This is a genomic window from Tolypothrix sp. PCC 7712 (genome assembly GCF_025860405.1).
Lineage (GTDB): Bacteria > Cyanobacteriota > Cyanobacteriia > Cyanobacteriales > Nostocaceae > Aulosira > Aulosira diplosiphon.
Window position 1 is genome coordinate 484,048 of the sequence record NZ_CP063785.1, and the last position, 20,581, is coordinate 504,628.

Sequence of the window (20,581 nt, forward strand, 5' to 3'; positions counted from 1 at the left end):
CCCCAAATAAAGGATTGTAAATCTTTTACCCCCGGGGCTAGTCAAACAATTACACTTATCATAACTTGATAGTTATGTGATTGTTAAGCTAACTACCGGAGAACTCATGGTTAATACCTTATCCCAGTCTGCACCTAAAGAACCAAAGCAGGGAATTAAAACACCAAGCAAAGAAACCGTATTGACTCCCCGGTTTTACACTACAGATTTTGAAAAAGCCGCTAGTCTGGATCTCTCTGCTCAGGACACGGAGTTGCAGGCGATGCTAGCAGAAATGCGGGCAGATTACAATCGTCACCATTTTGTTAGGGATGAGACGTTTGCACAGTCTTGGGAACATATTGAACCAGAAGCACGCCAGTCGTTTATTGAGTATTTAGAACGTTCTTGTATTTCTGAGTTCTCTGGATTTTTGCTGTTTAAAGAACTTTCACGCAAGCTGAAAAATCGCAATCCTCTGTTGTCGGAAATGTTTAATTTGATGGCGCGTGATGAAGCGCGTCATGCGGGATTTTTGAATAAAGCTATGGGCGATTTTAAATTGTCGCTGGATTTGGCTGATATTACTAAAAGACGCACTTATACCTTTTTCCCAATTGAGTGGGTAATTTACACAGTTTATCTATCAGAAAAAATTGGCTATTGGCGTTACATTATTATTTATCGTCATTTGCAGAAGCACCCAGAAAACCAGTTTTATCCAATTTTCCGCTACTTTGAAAGTTGGTGTCAGGACGAAAACCGTCATGGGGATATATTCAAAGCTTTATTACGTTCCCAACCCCAATTATGGAAAACCTGGAAATCTAGATTGTGGAGTCGCTTTTTCTTGTTATCGGTATTTGCTACCCACACTTTAACAGTTCACGAACGGACAGGATTTTATCATTCATTAGGGCTTGATGCGAGAGAATTTGACCGCCAAGTTGTTTGCGAAACTAATGAAACTGCTGGACGTGCTTTTCCGGTGATGCTAAATACCGAACATCCCAAGTTTTTCTCGCGTTTGCATCGCTGCTCAGATTACAACTTAAAATTGGTGGAAATTGACCGCAGTTCTCAACCTAAATTTGTGAAATTAATTCGGAAAATCCCCTTTGTGACGGCTATTGTTTGGAATCTATTGCTGCTTTACTTGATTAAACCTATCGATACCGAAGCTTTGCGGGGACAAGTTTGTTAGATATAGCGGTTATCGGTTGAGTGCTATACATTCCGGAGGGCATGGCAGTGCCTATGCCCCTACAAGGGACGATATAATTTTGTATTGCATTTAAACCAGAAGCACTATATTTGAGGCGATCGCGCTTCCTCATTTCGGTAAAACAAGTTTACTCGTGCAACCCTATACTATGTAGAGATTGTTCCGCAGTCTCTACATTTTTTTACCTCTGAGCGATCGCACTTTCCCATCGTATTGAACTGCGATCGCGCTTCCTCATTTCGGTAAAACAAGTTTACTCGTGCAACCCTTTTTTACGTCTGAGCGATCGCACTTTCCCATCGTATTGAACTGCGATCGCAGTTTAGCATTTTCTAAAAGTAAGGTAGTAGGTAAATTATGAAGCGTTGGCAGCAATAGAGTTGTCATAGTAATTCTATGAAATCTTGTGAGTGACTATAGCGTATATCTTTTTCACCCCCGAAACCAACCACGAACCCAACGCCACAACCGCCGCCACCACCCCCAAAACCCACGCCGAGAAACTACAGGTGCTTTTGGTTGCGAAAGACGCTCAATTGCATTGTTGCAATCTTGCACATCAGCATCAAGTTTCATTGTCTGATATAGGTTACGCGCATTGCGATAAGCACCCAGCGCGTCTGCTTCTCGATTGGCGTTTTCCAAAGATAAACCTAAATTAAACCAGGTGTTTGCTTCCCCTTGAATATCGCCGATCTCCCTTTTGATATCCATTGACTGCTGGTAAAAATCAATCGCCTGTTGGTACTTTCCCAGGGACTTGTAAGCAATGCCCAAATTGCTTAAGGAATTACCTTCGCCATTGCGATCGCCAATTTCCCTAGCGATGGCTAAAGACTGTTGGTAAAACTCAATCACTCGTTGGTATTCTCCCAGAGAGTCGTAAGCATTACCCAAATTAGCTAAGGATTTGCCTTCAGTATTGCGATCGCCAATTTCCCTAGCAATGGCTAAAGACTGCTGATAGAACTCAATCGCCTGTTGGTACTGTGCCAAATAATTGTAAGCATTACCTAAATTCATTAAGGATAAGCCTTCAGTATTGCGATCGCCAATTTCCCTAGCAATGGCTAAAGACTGCTGGTAGAACTCAATCGCCTGTTGGTACTGTGCCAAATAGTTGTAAGCATTACCTAAATTCATTAAGGATAAGCCTTCAGTATTGCGATCGCTTATCTCCCTAGAAATTTCTAAAGACTGCTGCAAAAACTCAATTGCTCGTTGGTACTGCCCCAAGTAGTTGTAAGCATTACCCAAATTAGCTAAGGATTTGCCTTCAGTATTGCGATCGCTTATCTCCCTAGCAATGGTTAAAGACTGCTGGTAAAGATCAATCGCCTGTTGGTATTGTCCCAAATAGTTGTAAGCATTACCTAAATTCATTAAGGATAAGCCTTCAGTATTGCGATCGCTTATCTCCCTAGAAATTTCTAAAGACTGCTGCAAAAACTCAATCGCTCGTTGGTACTGCCCCAAGTAGTTGTAAGCGTTACCCAAATTAGCTAGGGATTTGCTTTGTAAATTATAATCGCCTATCTCCCCAGAAATTTCCAAAGACTGTTGGTAGAGCTCAATTGCCTGTTGGTGCTTTCCTAAATATAAGTAAGCATTACCTAAATTCATTAGTGATAAGCCTTCAGTATTGCGATCACCTATCTCCCCAGAAATTTTCCAACCCTGCTGGAAGAACTCAATCGCCCGTTGGTACTGCCCTAAGTAATTGTAAGCATTACCCAAATTTATTAAGGATAAGCCTTGTGTATTACGATTGCCAATCTCTGCAGAAATTTCCAAGGACTGCTGCAAAAACTCAATTGCTCGTTGGTAATGTCCCAGGGATAAGTAAGCATTACCTAAATTACCTAAGCATAAGCCTTGTGTCTTACGATCACCAATTTCCCTAGCGATGACTAAAGAATTGTGGGAAAACTCAATCGCCTGTTGGTACTGCCCCAAATAATTGTAAACATTACCCAAATTCATTCCCAAATTCATTAAGGATAAGCCTTCTACATAGTGATCGCCAATTTCTTTAGCGATATTCAAAGACTGCTCGAAAAACTCAATAGCCTGTAGGTGCTGCCCCAAGTCATTGTAAGCATTACCCAAATTCATTAAGGATTTGCCTTCGGTATAGCGATCGCCAATCTCCCTAGATATCGCCAAAGACTGCTGCAACAATTCAATCGCCTGTTGATATTCTTCCAGGGAGTAGTAAGCAAGACCCAAATTGTTTAAGGATTTGCCTTCAGTATTGCGATCGCCAATCTCCCTAGATATCGCCAAAGACTGCTGCAACAATTCAATCGCTTGTGAGTATTGTCCCTGGTACAAGTCAGCAAAACCCAAACTAGCTAAGGATTTGCCTTGTGAATTGCGATCACCAGTCTCCCTAGATATATTCAAAGACTGCTCAAAGAAATTTATCGCCCGTTGGTACTCTCCCAGGGATAAGTAAGCATTACCCAAATTCATTAAAGATAAGCCTTCAGTATAGCGATCGCCAATTTCCCTACCAATTTCCAAACCCTGCTGCAAAAACTCTATTGCCTGTTTGTACTGTCCCAGGTATAAGGAAGCATTACCTAAATTAGCTAAGGATTTGCCTTGTAAATTGAGATCGCCAGTCTCTCTAGCAATAACTAAAGACTGCTGAAAGAACTCAATCGCCTGTTGGTATTCTCCTAAGCATAAGTAAGTATTACCTAAATTGCCTAAGCATAAGCCTTCGTTATAGCGATCACCAATATCCCTAGCAATGGCTAAAGACTGCTGCAACAATTCAATCGCCTGTTTGTACTCTCCCAAGTAGTTATAAGCATTACCTAAATTCATTAGTGATAAGCCTTGTGAATTGCGATCACTCATCTCCTTTTTGATTTCCAAAGACTGCTGATAGAATTTAATCGCCTGATTGTAGTGTCCCAGGGAAGAGTAAGCATTACCTAAATTGTTTAGAGAATAACTTTCGCGATTGCGATCGCCAATTTCCTTCAATATCTCCAAAGACTGCTGGTAGTACTCAATGGCCCGTTGGTACTGTCCTAGACAAACATAAGCATTGCCTAAATTCCCCAAAGAAACAGCTTCGTCATTGCGATCGCCTATCTCCTTAGATATTTCCAAAGACTGCTGGTGGAACTCAATCGCCCGTTGGTACTGTCCCAGGGAGTTGTAAGCATTGCCTAATGAAGTGAGAGAAGCATCATATTTCCAATTTTTTCTATCGCCAATTTCTTCCCATTTACTTATCAACTGCCCATATAATTCTACTTTCTCTACATAATGACCCCGCAAAGTTAAAAAATCATCGCAAACTTGAAGTGCATCAAAGGCAGAGTTATAATTTTGCAACTGATAAAAGTGATGAACGATTTCTAAGTATTCTTTTACATCATCTTTTGTTGTCCAAGGCGGTTGTTTAGCAATTAAGCGATAATAATCAATGACTCGTTGATGCGCCTCTGTCTGATCGCCAGCTTTATACCGCACATAGTCTAACACCACAGGCTGAAACTCAAACCGCCGCTTACCATTGAGTTTTTCTACCAATAAAGAACGCTTAACAATATTCCTTAATTCTCCCTCAATCTCTGCTGCTGAATTTCCTGGCAACAACGCCACGGCTGCTGTACTATCAACTGCACCACGATAAACACTAATATTCAGCAGTAAAGCCTTTTGTAACTCATTCAATCTATTAAAACTGGCATCTAATACCAACACCATCCCCACATTTGTCCGATGATGCACACCTACTACTTGGGAATCTGTCAACAACTGCCGCAAATTCCCTAAACCTAAATCTGCTAATCTGCTTAAATCTGGGTCTTGGGGATATTCTTCTTTTAATAAATCAGCTACCAATCGCAACAGCAGGGGATGTCCATCTACTAATTCAACAAACTCGGCTAAATCTCCCCGAATTCCTAATGCTGTTAACAGTGCTACCCCTTCATCTACTTGCAAACCTTTCAAAGGTAGCCACTCAAAGCCTTTTAATTCTGGTCTTTCTCTAGTGGTGACTATTACCTTACTATTACCGCCAAATTCCATCCAAGCGTTGAAAAATTCGCCGTAGAATAGACTTCCCCATTGTCTATTCGGTTGTAATAAACTCTCCAGGTTGTCAATAATCAGTAAAAATTCACCACTGCGTAAACACCTCACCAGCGCTTCTACTAACTGCGCTTCTTCTTCTGGAACTGTAAAGCCAAATTCACGGAGTACTTGACGGGCTAAATCGCTAAAACTTGCCCCATTACTCACATCAGCCCAAAATCGTTTGGGGAAAGCTGCAATTTCCTCATAAATTTTCGCTGCCAGCATCGATTTACCCGCGCCACCGATGCCTTCTATGCCAATTAAAAAGGTATTGTTATCAGTTAACCACTGCTGTATTTGGGCAATTTCTGTTTTGCGTCCTTGCCAATAAGCCAAACTTTTCTGCGGGTTCCCAGCTTTGAGAACCCCAGGCGATTCTGCTTTGGTACTGCTTTCTAGCTGAACCAGAATTTGAACTTGTTCTGCTGTGAGATGAAAATTCTCAGTATCAACATGACCAATTTGAGTTAATTTACTCTCATCTTGGGCAGTTCCCTCTAAATTGATGATTTTTGCCTGATTGGGGTTTGGTTCTTCCACCATAGGGAATTGGCGCTGTTAAATAAAAAGATTAATCTCACGCATTCGACGCAGTCGTTCCTGCAGGGTAGACGCAAAGACGCAAAGTCAGGTGAAACTCCCCGTACCTTTGCGTTACCTTGCGCCTCTGTGCGTTTAAAAACTCACTTCGTTAGCTTCAATCTTCCCTACTTGCTTGACGCTGCTGTTGTCGTAAGCATTAGCACTGATGGCAATATTATCACCAGGTTTATCAGAAGATGCTTGCAAAATCTTGGCGATTTCCTCCGCCAGTGCTGTATCTGCATCCAAAATCTTCTTGATTTGCACTCGCAAGCTGGCTTGTAAATCCTCATCATCTGGATTTTGCGCCACATCCGCCGCCGCTTCTTTGGCTGCTTCCTTCGCCTCTACTTTGGGATGTAACTTAGCCCAAATAGCTTTCGCTTTATTCCACCCATCCTCACCAACTTTCTGCGATGCGCCTTCTATGGCTTTATTACCCACATTCAACAGAAATGGCAGACAAGGCGCGAGAAATTTAACAATTAAAGCTATATCCATACATTTACGCGGTTTAACCACTGTTATTTATACAATGGTATGTTAGCGCATTACGAAATAGGCATTTGTCATTTGTCATTGGTTACAGCAATGCTAGAAGCGCTACCAAAAGTGTTACCGCCAACTGGCAATCAAAACGATGGACTATACAGTTAATAGCAAGTCAAACCAGAAACCCTTAAAGGCAAGTCAAGAACTTGTCTCAAAAAAGAGCTAAGTTAAACACGCAAAATTAATTAAAGTCATTGGTTGCGTTCCTACCAATGCCCAATGCCCAATGCCCCATGCCCTTACTAATTAGCTTTCTGCTCGTTAGTTTGAGGAGATTTCAATTGCGGATATATATAGATAGCTGTCACTAAAGCAAACCCAACAGCAAAAGCCACTCCTAAAATTAACCAAAAATTGCGCGCAGGTTTCTGTGTAGCTGAATTAGTGGTGCGGCGTTGAAAAATTGTACTGCCATGTAGCACTGGTTCGCCATTAGGCGAAGATACAGGACGGGATTGAATTGTCCCTTCTGGCTCAGGCTGGGGTACAGGACGGTTTTGAAACATTGTCCGCTCTGGTGTAGGCGGGGTTACAGGCCTTGTTTGAAAAATTGTACCTTCTGGTTGATTGGATGCGATCGCTGTTTGTGGCGGCGTATTTGACTCTGCTTCACCGGGATGCTGCACCGGTTGCGGACGCAGAATGGTTTCTTCTTGTCCCCAGCTTGGTTCTGTGGGCTTTAGGGGACGCAGAATAGTTGGTTGATCTGCACCGGGATGTTGTACGGGTTGCGATCGCAAAATAGTCTCTTCTTGCCCCCAGATTGGTTCTGTTGGTTGCAAAGGACGCAGAATTGTCGGTTCTTCTCCACCCGGATGCTGCACGGGTTGCGGACGCAGAATGGTTTCTTCTTGTTCCCAGATTGGTTCTGTGGGTTGCAAAGGACGCAGAATTGTCGGTTCCTCTCCACCAGGATGTTGCACGGGTTGAAAGCGGAGAATGGTTTCTTCTTGGTCTTGCCCAGACAAAGGCACAGTCGGAGGTAAAGTATCTTCAAGTCGAGTTGGTTCTACAGGCTGGTGCGATCGCTCTATTGTTTTGTGCTTCACCACTGATTTTGGTACAGTAGGATGTAGCCCAATCTCTTCTTGATACTCGGCACTCACATACCCCACTACTGATTTAGCAACGGTTTGTAAAGCCTGACTAAGTTCTTCAACAGTACTAAAGCGGTTATCTGGATTTTTGTGTAAACACTTGAGAATGACAGCTTCTAGCTGTATAGAAAAATACTCACAACCTGGTTGCGATCGCAATGACTTTGGTGGTTCATAAGCATGAGCTAGCACCCAAGATGCTTCGCTAATATTATTGGCATTCTCGCTTAAACCAAAGGGGTCTGCACCACTCAACATTTCATAGAGGATCAGTCCCAAGCTGTAAATATCTGCCCGCGCATCTAGGTTTTCATCGCTTTGGATTTGTTCTGGTGCAGCGTAACGGAATGTACCAATAAATGTATTTGTGATATTGGTTTGTTCTGAAGATTCATGGCGAATTTTCGCCACCCCAAAATCTAAAATCTTTACCCACTCTCCCAAATCTGTGGGCACAAGAAAGATATTGTCGGGTTTTAAATCCCGATGGATAACTTGAATATGTTCGGAGGTTTTGCCACCTTCCCGTTGTAAAGTCACTCCCGCATGAGCTAGCTGTAGTCCCTTGCAAACTTGAGCCATAATACTCACAGTTCGCTCTACAGATAACCGCTTTTCTTTGAGCAGCACGTGGCGTAAGGTTTGCCCGCGCAGATACTCCATCACATAGAATGGATAGCCTTCTTCTGTAACTCCACAATCACTGATTTTGACAATATGGTCACTTTGCAGCGCTGCACAAACAGATATTTCTCGCTCAAAGCGCTTTCTCATCTCAGTTGAAGCTACCAGCGTATCTTTGAGTAACTTCAAGGCTACCTGCTGACCGACACGCGTATCTGTTGCTAGGAATACTTCTCCCATGCCACCACCAGCTAACCGTTTGTCTAAACGGTATCGCTGGTTATCACCTATAAAGCGCCCATGCCAGGAGTTTGATGATGGTAGGGATGTCATCTGATGGAACCCATCCTACTTACTTTAATGTTTTAGTTGGCAACCAAAATAAACCTTTCTCTTATGGCAAATTTCTTTACCTAAGAATCATCAGATACGAGTATGTTTTATTACTGATGTGTATCTACTGATTTACGTTCAGCTTAACATAATCATAACTTCAAGCTCTGAGAGTTGTTTTCGCCAAATGCTTAATAAAACCTTACAAGCAAGACTAATGTGAGTATCAATTAGTTCCCCCTGTGAGGCTTTAGGGATGAGGGATAGCAAGTTTAACGAGCGATCGCTTTTGATTGTGCCCCTAAGTTATTGCTTTTGGTCAATATTGAGTGCGATCGCTCCAACCCTTAGGGTAGGCTTAGACAGCGATAATACCGACTAAAATTTTTACCAGTGTTAATAAATCTTCTGGCGCTTGATAGCGTTTTTGGTCTTGCATAACTTGACGATTTGCGCGATCGTAGATGCCAAAACGCCAATCTTCCCCAGTAGTCACGGCTCCATATAGAAACTGAGATGTAGATTTAGTCCATTGATCCAGCGCAATTAATTCAATAGCAAGTTGAGTAAATCCTCTAACTAAATCTGATTGTTTGGCTTCAATAACTAATAAATTTTGATGTGCTGCAATATAGTAGTCGAGAGTTCCTTTAAGATATTCATTGACAGCAATAGAATATTCTATATTCAACCGCTGATTCGTTAATGTACATACCTCAAATAAAATTGGGCCAATTAACGCTTCCCTTCTAGTAGTTTCATTCACCAGGTCAATGTGGGATAAATTCCGTTGCAGTTGCTGTTGTAAAAATTGTATGTCTAAATTTTCTGAATATTGAGGTAAAATCAGATTTTCTCGTGCAATATTACAGTTTAATTCAGCCAAAATATCATCAATAGTAAATGGTAATTCAAAATATTTACTAAAAGTATAAGATTCACCTGCTTTTAAAATCCTGCGGAAACTCATAACAACTCTCAACCAAACTTATTTTACTTATCTATATATTTTTTATATTATTAGTCCCTGGCTCTGAGAATTACTCTGCATTCATTTGCTTGGGCTGCAAGATACCCGAATTCTTCAAGAAGTCGAGTATCTGAATATTCCCAAATTCTCCTAATTTTTACGATGAACCACTAGGATACAGAATAATATTACTCAGGTAATTCACCAAACCTTTCTCGATAACGAGCCAGTATAGCTTCCATTTCTGCAAGTTGCTGTTCGGCTTTTTGGCGTTGTTCTTGCTCTTGCTGTGCTGCTTCTGCTGGCGTGGGTATCAGTTTTCCATCAGCCGAGAAAAAGCGCAATTTTGATTCATGAATTCCCAAATATAACCCTAATTGCTGACTCCATAACAAACCATCTGCATTTGTTTGCAGTGGTTGATAATGTCCATCTAATAAATGAAAACCTTGAAATTCTAAACTTTCAGGGTCAAACCAAAAATAGTCAGGAGTCCGCCAAATATCTTGATAAATTTCTTTTTTCAAACCTCTATCAGTCGCGGCTGTTTTGTCAGAAAGAATCTCGACAATCACATTAGGATATTTACCATCTTCTTCCCAAACTACCCAGCTTTTGCGTATTTTCCGCTCGGTATTTAACACTACAAAAAAATCAGGGCCGCGAAATTGCTCAGACTTGCGCTGACGGGGACTGTAATAAACTGTCATATTTCCACAAGCATAGAAATCTTGACGTTCTTTCCAGCACCATTCCAAACACTCAATTAGTAGCAGTATTTGCCGCAAATGTAGTTCTGTTTCCAAAGGCGGTTCATCACTGTATAAGTCACCAGGAGGAAATATAACATCTTCTGGTGCGTCTTCTGAAATTATGACTAAATCTTGAGCAGAAGACATAATAATTTTTGATTCACGACTATCAATAACAGATAAATTTTAGTTTAACGCAATTAATTGGTATCACTTTAATTGCTGGCTGTAAATATTTGATTTGTTGTCAGTTCAAGTTCTCCAAATAAGGGCGAACAGATGCGGTTTTCACCTGTAAAAGTATTGAATTCTGTGTAAACATTACCAGTAAGTTCTAAGATTAAAACTGTTTCCAGTTGGGGATCTACTATCCAGTATTCAGGAATTTCTCTATCCTGGTATTGTATGCGTTTGGCTATGTAGTCTCGGTCACGCTGTAACTCACCAGGGCTGACGATTTCAATCACAAGTAAAGGGGGAGCCATTGACAGTCTAAGAGTATTACGTTGCTCTAACTGCTGAATATGTTCAGTGCGGATAATAGTTAAATCAGGGTAACGATTTCGCGGTTCTCCTCGTACTTCTAGTTCTAGCCCGTGGGGTCTTACTCTCAGATGACCGACTATGGCAGCAAATTTTAGCAGCAAGAAAACCGCGATCGCAATATTTTTTCCCGATTCTGGCGGCACTTCGATCAACTCTCCGTTAAATAGCTCATACAGCTTCTCCGTTCCATCATCGTAGGTCAGGTACTCTTCAAAGCTTTGAAACTGTTGTTTGGCTTGGGTCATAGTGTGAGTCCAATCTGCCCATTCACGTTTATATTATTCCACGCTCCACCCAGAATCTATTGGCGTTAGTCATCTAATTAAACAAGCCCCAAAAAAAACCCTGGTATTGCTACCAGAGTTTTAAAGAGCTATTACCATTTCACTACATTTTTGTCAAGAATACTCCTCTCTTGCTTTCTCTGCGGCAGGCAGGATTGCAATAGTTCTCCTATCTTACCGCAAAAGTGACATGGTATAAATATTAGCCAACATTTGCTAAGAGTAATTCGCGTTGTTCAGATTTACGAACTTGCACTTGACCGTCATCGTCAACATCTACAATCGCTGTGTCGCCATTGGTGATTTGACCAGACAGTAGCGCTTCTGCAAGAGAATCTTCCAACAGGCGCATAATGGCTCGACGTAAAGGTCTGGCACCGTAGCTGGGGTTGTAGCCTTCTTGTACTACCCTTTCTTTGAAGCGATCGCTCACTTCTAAAGTAATGCCTTTTTCTGTCAAGCGGCCTGCAACTTCGCGTAATAAGATATCGGCAATTTGTGTAACTTCACCCTTAGAAAGCTGGGTAAAGACGATAATCTCATCAAGACGGTTGAGGAACTCTGGACGGAAGTATGCTTTGAGTTCTTCGTTCACCAAGCTACGGATGCGGTTGTAACTAGCATCGGCTGCATTGTCGAAGTCGAAGCCTAATCCACCGCCACCTTTTTCAATTACCTTAGAACCAATATTAGAGGTCAAGATAATTAAGGTGTTCTTGAAGTCCACTTTCCGACCTTTAGCATCGGTAAGGTGTCCATCATCCAAGAGTTGCAGCAGCATATTGAATACATCGGGGTGCGCTTTTTCGATTTCGTCGAATAGCAGCACTGTGTATGGTTTGCGCCGCACGGCTTCTGTTAGCTGTCCGCCTTCGTCGTAACCTACATAACCTGGAGGTGAACCAATCAGCTTAGATACTGTATGGCTTTCCATGTATTCGGACATATCAAGGCGAATCATGGCTTCTTCGGAGCCGAAGAAGTAAGCTGCCAAGGCTTTAGCTAATTCTGTCTTACCAACACCTGTGGGGCCGGAGAAGATAAAGCTAGCTATGGGGCGATTGGGGTTCTTTAAGCCAACTCTGGCGCGACGGATGGCGCGAGATACGGCGGTAACTGCTTGTTCTTGACCGATGAGTCTTTGGTGCAGTGTGTCTTCTAAGTGCAACAGTAGCTCGGATTCTGATTCTGTGAGCTTGTTGACTGGTACACCAGTCCAGGAAGCGACGATTTGGGCAATATCTTCTTCATCGACAACGGGACTTTTTCCTGGTGTTCCTGCTTCTGTCTCAGCGTAGAGTTTGTTTTGCAGTTCCAACTCTTGATCGCGTAGGTTACCTGCTTTGTCAAAATCTTGGACTCTGACAGCTTCTTCTTTGGCTTTGGTCACGCCAGCGAGTTCACGCTTCAGTTCTTTGTTAGAAGATAACTGAGAGTTCCTCAAGCGGACGCGAGAACCTGCTTCATCGATCAAGTCTATGGCTTTATCAGGTAAGAAGCGATCGCTAATATAGCGGTCTGACAATTCGGCTGCGGCTACTACAGCTGCGTCGGAAATTGTCACTTTATGGTGTTGCTCATAAGCTCCCCGCAAGCCGTAGAGAATTTCGATAGTTTCTTCTACAGTGGGTTCGCCAACCATAATCGGTTGGAAACGCCGCTCAAGGGCTGCATCTCGTTCAATGTGCTGACGATATTCATCCAAGGTGGTTGCGCCCACACATTGCAGTTCGCCTCTAGCTAAAGCAGGTTTGAGGATATTGGCTGCATCTAAGCCGCCTTCTGTACCCCCAGCACCAACTAGAGTGTGAATTTCATCAATTACCAGGATGATATTGCCGACAGAGCGAATTTCATCAACAATTTTCTTGATGCGTTCTTCAAAGTCGCCACGGAAGCGAGTTCCCGCAACTAGCAAGCCCATATCTAGGCTAATAACTTGCTTGTCTTGCAGAACTTCCGGCACATCTTGATTGATAATACGTTGAGCTAGACCTTCGGCGATCGCAGTTTTACCAACGCCGGGTTCACCAATTAAGACAGGATTGCTTTTAGTTCTACGTCCGAGAATTTGAATAGCACGTTCAATTTCTTTATCGCGGCCGACAATTGGGTCGAGTCTGCCTTCTTGTGCTAATTTTGTAAGATTTCTACCAAATTCTTCCAGGCTGAGAGTTTGGGTACGCTTTTGACCACCATTACCTGCGGCGAAAACTGTGGTGTTGTCACCTAAGTGGCGAACTACAGCAGCGCGGACGCTTTTGAGGTCAACCCCCAGATTTTGCAGTACTTTGGCGGCTACACCTTCACCAGCCTCGGTTAAACCTAAAAGTAAGTGTTCTGTATTAATGTAGTTGTGCCCCAAACTATGGGCTTCTTTAAATGATTGCTCAAAGAGGCTTTTTACTTTAGGAGTAAAAGGAATTTCTGGTGGTACAAACCCAGAACCCCTACCAATAATTTTTTCAACCTCTCGACGTGCTTCTTTAAGAGTAACGCCCAATTCGGTCAGCACTTTAGCAGCAACCCCAGTTCCTTCTCCCATCAGCCCGAGGAGAATTTGCTCTGTTCCTACAAAGTTGTGTCCCAGGCGACGTGCCTCCTCCTGAGCTAGCATAATTACTTTAATTGCTTCGGAAGTGAAGTGTTCAAACATAGCGGGTTATTGCTCCCTTGCTGCTTGGACTTTGGGTGAAATAATATATCACCCTCATCTAAAGTTTCATGTATTTTCTTAATGACAATGTATCTTTATTTAAAGTTGAATGACAGTAGTGAGAGCCGTAAGAGTTCAGGTGTGGTAGCCGTCAGTAAGAATAGTGAGTTTCGTCAGCTTTCCAGCATTAGTAACAAATTTGACAGAGGTTGCTGATTTTTCAGTGGTCTTTGATGTACCTTTGCTCTTAGATAGACTTAAAACGCAGGAATCAGAACATAGGATTTACCATGACTGAAGCATCTGGCGGTAAAGACCAACAGCATCCCCTACAAAACCGCGATCGCCCTACTATTGATATTTTACTTGCTCAAGAGGCGACAGACTATAATTTAGCAGAACTGGCTCGGTTGTGGATACGGTATCAAGGCTTTCCCGGTGCTAGAGACATCCAGCAAGGCTTAAATAAAGTCTTACAGCACTGGGGTTTGAGCGAAGCTGAATTATTTGCTAAGACTCGCCAACTTCATGATGTCGGCGGAATTTATAAAAGTCGCGGTAAGAAAGAAGAGCAAGATTGGAATTAAATATTGGGCATGGGGCATTGGGCATGGGGCATGGGGCATTGGTAATTGGTAATTGGTAATTGGTAATTGGTAATTGGTAATTGGTAATTGGTAATTGGGGGCTTGGTGTTTGTCATTAATTATTTCTCCCCCTGCTCCCTCATCTCCAATCCCTAATCCCCAGTCCCCATTACCCCTTATCCCCAGAGGGGGCCCCGAGTTCCCCAATCCCCAGTCCCAACCGTATGTGCTAAAACAACTGAGACTACTAAAACCAATACATGAATTTTAGGAAAACACATAGACGTGGAGAAAAAAATGAGACACGAAAAACTCTCTCCGGGGCTGCTGTTGGCTTATGAAGACTATGAACATGAAGGAGAGCAAGCTTTAACTACACACAAGCGATCGCTTGGTATCATTGCTCCAAAAAGTTCTGTTAAGCCAACTAAAAGTATCGTTTTTCTCTACTGCGAACCTGATGCAGACTTGAGCCATTTAGAACAATATGGCATTCGTGTTAATCAGACTTCTGGCAGTGTGCGAACGGCGTTTTTACCGCTACAAGCTTTAGATCCTTTATCGGAAGAAGATGTAATTCAGCGCATCAAACCTTCGCGCAAACTACATCTGCGGATGGATGCGGCACCTGGAAAGGTGAAATTACCAGAGTTTAAAAACAAAACTGGATTGACTGGCAAAGGAGTATTAATTGGTATTGTCGATAGTGGCATTGATCCAAAACACCCTGCCTTTGCTGGGCGGATTTTACGCATTTGGGATCAAACACTCCCAGGGCCAGGAGTTAAAGAAGGTGACTATGGGGCCGAATTTACAGGCGAACAAATCACCGTTTCTCAAGATACTGATGGTCATGGTACCCATGTTGCTGGAATTGCAGCTGGTGCAGATGAAAATTTTTCAGGTGTCGCACCAGAGGCAGAATTAGTCATTGTGAAATCAGACTTACAAGATGCCCACATTGCCGATGCTGTGCGCTACGTTTTCCGTGTAGCCAGTGATTTGAAACGCCCAGTAGTGTTAAATCTCAGCTTGGGTGGACACGCTGATTCCCATGATGGTAGTGATTCTCTCTCTCGCATTATCGATGCTGAAACTGGCCCTGGCAGAATTGTTTGCTGTGCAGCTGGGAATGAAGGGAACGACAACATTCACGGTCAAACCAAGATAGCTGCTAAAAAGTCAGCCAGTATGCGCTTTAATGTGCCTTTAAATCAAGTAGGCATAGTCTGGTTAAACGGTTGGTATGATGGCGATACAGAGTTAGAGGTATCGTTGCGAAGTCCTAACGGTTTCGTTACCCCTTATCAAAAAATCATTAAAGATGGTAATCCCACCCAAGATTATCAATTACCAGATTCGCGGGTGCAAATCGTCACCCCAGCCCCAGATAAAGGCAACGGTGACCACAATTTCTTTGTGCAAATTCGCGGTAATGGCCCTTCTGCAGTCATGGGTGGTATTTGGCAGTTGCGTTTACGTAACACCACTGATAGCGACACTCGTCTTGATGTGTGGGCAGTTGACGATCACTCATCAGTGTTTTTTACAGGTAAAAGTGTTAAAGATGCTGTAAAAATAGGCTCTCCGGGAGCAGCTAGCAGTGCGATTACAGTTGCCGCTTATACCACAAAAAACCAGTACACAGATATTGACAATCAGCTGCGAGACATGGGCTTAGAATTAGATACCATGTCTGAGTTCAGCAGTGAAGGGCCATTACGGAATGATGCTCAGAAGCCGGATATAGCGGCACCAGGAGCAATGATTGTTTCCACCCTGTCTGCAAATGCTAGTCTCGATCGCTCGATGATGCTCAATTCTAAATTTGTGGTGATGGCTGGTACCAGTATGGCAACACCATTTGTCACTGGTTTAGTCGCCTTACTCTTACAACGTGACCCTAAACTTGATCCAGCAACAGTAAAAGATTTACTACGTAAAAATAGTTCTATCCCTGGTAAACCCCCAGGAACATTTGATAGTAAATGGGGTTTTGGTGTAATTAATGCCGCAAATTTATAGTTGAATAATTCTTTTTTCCAATCGAGTTTATCTAAATGAATAACTCGATTTTCTTTCAGCAAATACTTTTTGGATGACACTGGTTTTCAATGACAGCCAAAAAGTATTTTTTATACTGATAGGCTGACTGAAAATTGCTGAGTTCTGATTTGGAGAGAGGCGATTAATCGCGTCTGTACAAGAGTAAAACCCCATTGAGACTGCTCCCTCTGCCACCCCTAGCGATAGAATATTTTTCTAGTTGGAAGTCTCTAAAATTAGGGAGCTGTATCAACGCGATCGCTTCACTTCTCACTACTCCACTACAATATAGATAGACTTTGTTGAGATTTGTATCGTTGGGGATTAGCTGTCATGGCTCCCGCTGTTTTAATTCAAAATCTGCAAAAGCGCTATGGCACGGTGGAAGCCGTCAAAGATGTCTCATTTCAGGTAGAACCTGGAGAAATCTTTGGCTTACTCGGCCCCAATGGCGCTGGCAAAACAACTACTCTGCGTGCTTTGTGTACCCTCACCACGCCGGATGCTGGCAAAATCGAAGTATCTGGAATTTCGGTGTTGGATAACCCCAGAGTAGCCAGACAAAAGTTAGGTTATGTGGCTCAAGAAGTCGCTTTAGATAAGGTACTAACTGGTAAAGAACTGCTGCAACTGCAAGCAGCGCTTTATCACCTCCCTAGCGCGGTAGGGAAACAGCGAATTGAGACAGTATTAGATTTACTCAATTTGCAAGAATACGCTGATAAAAAAACTGGAACTTATTCAGGCGGTTTACGCAAGCGCCTGGATTTGGCGGCTGGATTACTCCATGCACCAGATGTTTTAGTATTGGATGAACCAACTGTAGGGCTTGATATCGAAAGCCGCTTTATTGTGTGGGAATTCTTGCGGAAGTTACGCGCCTCTGGAACCACGGTAGTAATTACCAGCCATTATTTAGAAGAAGTTGACGCGCTAGCCGATCGCGTGGCGATTATCGATCGCGGCGTTGTCATTGCATCTGGCACACCTTCACAATTAAAAGACCAAGTAGGAGGCGATCGCATTACTCTGCGAATTCGCGAATTCTCCCCCATTGAAGAAGCCGAAAAAGCGAAACATCTCCTGCAAGCTTTGCCCTTGGTGCAGGAAGTAATTATCAACAGTGCCCAAGGTAATTCTCTGAACTTGGTAGTCACCCCCCAGAATGACGCGTTGATTACCATTCAGCAAGCCTTAAATACAGCCGGCTTACCCATTTTCGGCATCGCCCAATCTCGCCCCAGCCTAGATGACGTTTACCTCGCTGCCACCGGACGCACCCTCATGGATGCAGAACTCGCAGCCGCAGCCAATCGCGATCCGAAAGCCGAGAAGAAGCAGAATATGAGGTAGGGAGTGGGGACTGGGGACTAGGGACTGGGGATAAGGGAGATAAGGGAGATGAGGGAGATGAGGGAGATGAGGGAGACAATACCAAATGACAAATGACAAATGACAAATGACAAATGACAAATGACAAATTACAAATTACAAACCCCAATTACCCATTACCGATGCCCAATGCCCCATGCCCCATGCCCAATTTCCAATCCAAAATCTAAAATCCAAAATCCAAAATTGTTATGAGTGTTACTCCAAAATCTGATATCAATTGGCAACCAGCAACATCGCCGCAAGGATATGTTGATGCTACTCCTAATTTTTTTGGTGACTTAGTACAGGAGACTTTAGCTTTAACTCGTCGCTTGTTTATTCAGTTGCAACGCCGTCCTTCAACTTTGGTAGCGGGAATTATTCAGCCTGTAATGTGGCTGGTGCTGTTTGGTGCTTTGTTCCAAAATGCTCCTAAAGGTCTTTTTGGCAGTACGACAAATTACGGTCAATTCTTGGCTGCTGGTGTGATTGTTTTTACAGCATTTGCTGGGGCTTTGAATGCTGGACTTCCTGTAATGTTTGACCGGGAGTTTGGCTTTTTAAATCGCTTACTGGTAGCACCTTTAGCTTCGCGGTTCTCGATTGTCTTTGCTTCGGCAATTTTTATTATCAGTCAAAGTTTACTGCAAGCGGCGGTAATTGTGGGCGCAGCAGCATTTTTAGGCGCGGGCTTACCAGATATAGCTGGGCTGGGTGCGATCGCTTTAATTGTCTTCCTTTTGGCTTTGGGTGTCACAGCTATTTCTTTGGGTTTGGCTTTTGCTCTCCCTGGGCACATTGAACTCATCGCCGTAATTTTCGTCACCAACCTACCGCTATTGTTTGCCAGTACAGCCTTGGCACCTTTATCTTTTATGCCCCAGTGGTTACAGATAGTAGCTACTCTGAACCCTCTCAGCTACGCCATTGAACCAATCCGCTATCTTTATCTCCACAGTAATTGGGGATTGGGTAGTGTCGTGATGCAGGCTCCTTGGGGTGCTGTTACCTTTGGCGAAGCATTATTAATATTACTGGGCTTTGCTGTTGTGGCTTTATTAAGTATTCAACCCCAACTTCGACGAACTCTTGCTTAAGATATAAGCATAATTTCATTGCAAAATTTAGGGTAAGATTCCTATGAAAAAAATATTCCTACCCCTGACTAAACTCGCAGCGATTACCGTCGCCGGAATTAGCTTTGCTTCTTTACTGGCTCAACCTAGCCTGGCTCAATTAGGTACAGTTGATTCTGGTAATAGTGGCGATCTCAACCAAAATAATGCCAATCCCTTTCCTGGTGCTGGTAGTTCAGATTTTAATATGTTCAACCTGATTCACCAGGCAAATTTTGGCGCTCTCAACTGGAATGTAGATCAGCAAAATCAGCAACTAGACGAAGCTACCCTGGAGTTTAAAAGAAGACAACAACAAGCAATTCAAAATCGGGGTCAACTAGGAACAGCTCCCCAAAGTTCACCGCTGATTATACTCCCACAAAATCCAACAGCAGGGCAGACAGCACCAGCAAAAAACTAAAGGATTACCAGAAATCGATTGTCTATATAATTAGGGGCACAGCGTAGAAAAACTTCGTTGTGCCCCTATAATTTAGTTGATTTTAAATGGGAAATTCTATAGCCCTAGAGCAGCTAAAACATCACTGGCGTGAGTAGTTGTATTCACGGTGGCATCAACATGGGTAATTTTGCCACTGGGGTCGATGACGTAGGTAACACGCTTGGCGTAACCACCACCATCAACATCGTATGCTTTGATTAGGCTGTGGTCGGTGTCAGCCAGTAAAGGAAAATTCAGATTATATTTTGCTGTGAATGCCTGATGGGAAGCTTCATCATCTGCACTCACACCCAGTACGACAATATCTTTACCTTGATAGTCGCTTTGAGCATCCCGGAAGCTACAAGCTTGTTTTGTGCAGCCTGGGGTGTCATCTTTGGGGTAAAAATATAAAACTACTGTCTTACCTGCAAAATCAGATAAAGACACAGTGTTACCGTTAGTATCTTTGACGGTAAATTGAGGTGCATCGGTACCGACTGCTAGAGCCATAATGAACCCTTCTTATTTGGTGATTATTGGGGCATTTGAAATTTTACAATAATTTACAATAATTAAATTAATTACCTCAAGGAATAAAATTCCCCAGATTCAAATGACCAACAGTTCATTGATGGTACAAGCCCCCCGTTTCGCTGTGTAATCAATCGAAAATCCAAAATCCTCAAACCCCCTGTTAGCTATGCTGGGGTCAATCCAAAATCCGTCTTGAAAAGTTTGCCACGGAGGGAAACCCTCCTTACAACTTTCCGCAAAATCTAAAATCCAAAATTGTATGACTGTTGTTAATTCTTCCAACCCCAAAGCTTTTTCCTATTCTCCAAGCACTATAGAACGTGCGGAGCGATCGCTAATTTGTTCTCCCTTCAATCCGGCTTTATTAGAGGCGATGCGTCAGCAGAGTGTCTCAGTGAGTGCGATCGCACAAGATAATGGTATCAAGTCTGGCTACACCAAGCAGCCGTTATCAGAATTAGCTTGCGATCAAGCTTTAGACTGGCTAATTCAAGTTGGTGTATTGCGGCGCGAAGTTGATGGTCAAGGAATTACCGATAGTTTCCGCCTCACACCCTTGGGTCAAAAATTAGCAGAACAATACCAAAATAAAAATTGGCCTCAGCCTTCATGGAGCGATCGCATTCAAAACGCTTTGACTCGTTGGTTTCGACTACCTTTTTAGAATTTGAAACTAATAAGGTTAGGATGAGGGAGAAAAAGGGAACAATATATACGCAAGCATCGACCGCATTTATAAAATCTTTATCATCAGCATTAGACTGAGTTTGTGT

At 42.9% G+C, this 20,581-nt stretch carries 16 protein-coding genes; 7 read left to right on the plus strand and 9 right to left on the minus strand.

Translation table 11 applies throughout. The annotated features are described in order from the left end of the window. Window positions 1-106 precede the first annotated feature (106 nt). Window positions 107-1,183 carry a magnesium-protoporphyrin IX monomethyl ester (oxidative) cyclase gene (acsF, locus tag HGR01_RS01775; protein ID WP_045870021.1) on the plus strand — a complete coding sequence of 359 codons (1,077 nt, stop codon included), beginning with the start codon at window positions 107-109 and terminating at the stop codon, window positions 1,181-1,183. Window positions 1,184-1,438: 255 nt separating this feature from the next. Here the strand turns inward: acsF and HGR01_RS01780 are convergent, their stop codons facing one another. The 8 genes from HGR01_RS01780 to HGR01_RS01815 all read right to left on the minus strand — a co-directional run bounded on the left by HGR01_RS01780 (window position 1,439) and on the right by HGR01_RS01815 (window position 13,704). Beyond that, the gene (locus HGR01_RS01780) at window positions 1,439-1,591 is read right to left on the minus strand and encodes a hypothetical protein (protein WP_155539183.1); all 153 of its coding nucleotides are present in this window, start codon (window positions 1,589-1,591) and stop codon (window positions 1,439-1,441) included. A gap of 45 nt (window positions 1,592-1,636) precedes the next feature. Further along, on the minus strand, window positions 1,637-5,851 hold the full coding sequence (locus tag HGR01_RS01785; RefSeq protein ID WP_045870022.1) for a tetratricopeptide repeat protein: 4,215 nt from the start codon (window positions 5,849-5,851) through the stop codon (window positions 1,637-1,639). A gap of 132 nt (window positions 5,852-5,983) precedes the next feature. Continuing rightward, window positions 5,984-6,391, minus strand: coding sequence for a hypothetical protein (locus tag HGR01_RS01790; RefSeq protein WP_045870023.1), 408 nt, complete (start codon window positions 6,389-6,391; stop codon window positions 5,984-5,986). Window positions 6,392-6,684: 293 nt separating this feature from the next. Continuing rightward, window positions 6,685-8,496, minus strand: coding sequence for a serine/threonine protein kinase (locus HGR01_RS01795; RefSeq protein ID WP_045870024.1), 1,812 nt, complete (start codon window positions 8,494-8,496; stop codon window positions 6,685-6,687). A gap of 358 nt (window positions 8,497-8,854) precedes the next feature. After that, complete coding sequence (locus HGR01_RS01800) at window positions 8,855-9,466, minus strand: hypothetical protein (protein WP_045870025.1); 612 nt, start codon at window positions 9,464-9,466, stop codon at window positions 8,855-8,857. 188 nt (window positions 9,467-9,654) lie between these two features. Then, a complete protein-coding gene (locus tag HGR01_RS01805; RefSeq protein WP_045870026.1) occupies window positions 9,655-10,365 on the minus strand; it encodes a Uma2 family endonuclease in 711 nt (236 codons plus the stop codon). 68 nt (window positions 10,366-10,433) lie between these two features. Further along, the gene (locus tag HGR01_RS01810) at window positions 10,434-11,009 is read right to left on the minus strand and encodes a Uma2 family endonuclease (RefSeq protein WP_045870027.1); all 576 of its coding nucleotides are present in this window, start codon (window positions 11,007-11,009) and stop codon (window positions 10,434-10,436) included. Between the two features lie 241 nt (window positions 11,010-11,250). Continuing rightward, window positions 11,251-13,704 carry an ATP-dependent Clp protease ATP-binding subunit gene (locus HGR01_RS01815; protein ID WP_045870028.1) on the minus strand — a complete coding sequence of 818 codons (2,454 nt, stop codon included), beginning with the start codon at window positions 13,702-13,704 and terminating at the stop codon, window positions 11,251-11,253. Between the two features lie 290 nt (window positions 13,705-13,994). Between HGR01_RS01815 and HGR01_RS01820 the strand changes: the two genes are divergently transcribed. The 5 genes from HGR01_RS01820 (at window position 13,995) to HGR01_RS01840 (ending at window position 19,250) form a co-directional block, all read left to right on the plus strand. Then, the gene (locus tag HGR01_RS01820) at window positions 13,995-14,291 is read left to right on the plus strand and encodes a DUF3288 family protein (RefSeq protein ID WP_045870029.1); all 297 of its coding nucleotides are present in this window, start codon (window positions 13,995-13,997) and stop codon (window positions 14,289-14,291) included. 297 nt (window positions 14,292-14,588) lie between these two features. Beyond that, window positions 14,589-16,316 (plus strand): S8 family peptidase, encoded by a 1,728-nt coding sequence (locus HGR01_RS01825; protein WP_045870030.1) that lies wholly within the window; start codon window positions 14,589-14,591, stop codon window positions 16,314-16,316. A gap of 354 nt (window positions 16,317-16,670) precedes the next feature. Next, window positions 16,671-17,690 carry a daunorubicin resistance protein DrrA family ABC transporter ATP-binding protein gene (locus tag HGR01_RS01830; protein ID WP_045870031.1) on the plus strand — a complete coding sequence of 340 codons (1,020 nt, stop codon included), beginning with the start codon at window positions 16,671-16,673 and terminating at the stop codon, window positions 17,688-17,690. Window positions 17,691-17,920: 230 nt separating this feature from the next. Further along, window positions 17,921-18,808 (plus strand): ABC transporter permease, encoded by an 888-nt coding sequence (locus HGR01_RS01835; RefSeq protein WP_045870032.1) that lies wholly within the window; start codon window positions 17,921-17,923, stop codon window positions 18,806-18,808. A 43-nt stretch (window positions 18,809-18,851) separates the two neighbouring features. Beyond that, the gene (locus HGR01_RS01840) at window positions 18,852-19,250 is read left to right on the plus strand and encodes a hypothetical protein (RefSeq protein ID WP_045870033.1); all 399 of its coding nucleotides are present in this window, start codon (window positions 18,852-18,854) and stop codon (window positions 19,248-19,250) included. Between the two features lie 96 nt (window positions 19,251-19,346). Here the strand turns inward: HGR01_RS01840 and HGR01_RS01845 are convergent, their stop codons facing one another. Next, complete coding sequence (locus HGR01_RS01845) at window positions 19,347-19,784, minus strand: peroxiredoxin (protein ID WP_045870034.1); 438 nt, start codon at window positions 19,782-19,784, stop codon at window positions 19,347-19,349. A 283-nt stretch (window positions 19,785-20,067) separates the two neighbouring features. Here HGR01_RS01845 and HGR01_RS01850 point away from each other — a divergent pair, with 283 nt between their 5' ends. Beyond that, window positions 20,068-20,472 (plus strand): Npun_F0494 family protein, encoded by a 405-nt coding sequence (locus HGR01_RS01850; RefSeq protein ID WP_045870036.1) that lies wholly within the window; start codon window positions 20,068-20,070, stop codon window positions 20,470-20,472. Window positions 20,473-20,581: the final 109 nt, after the last annotated feature.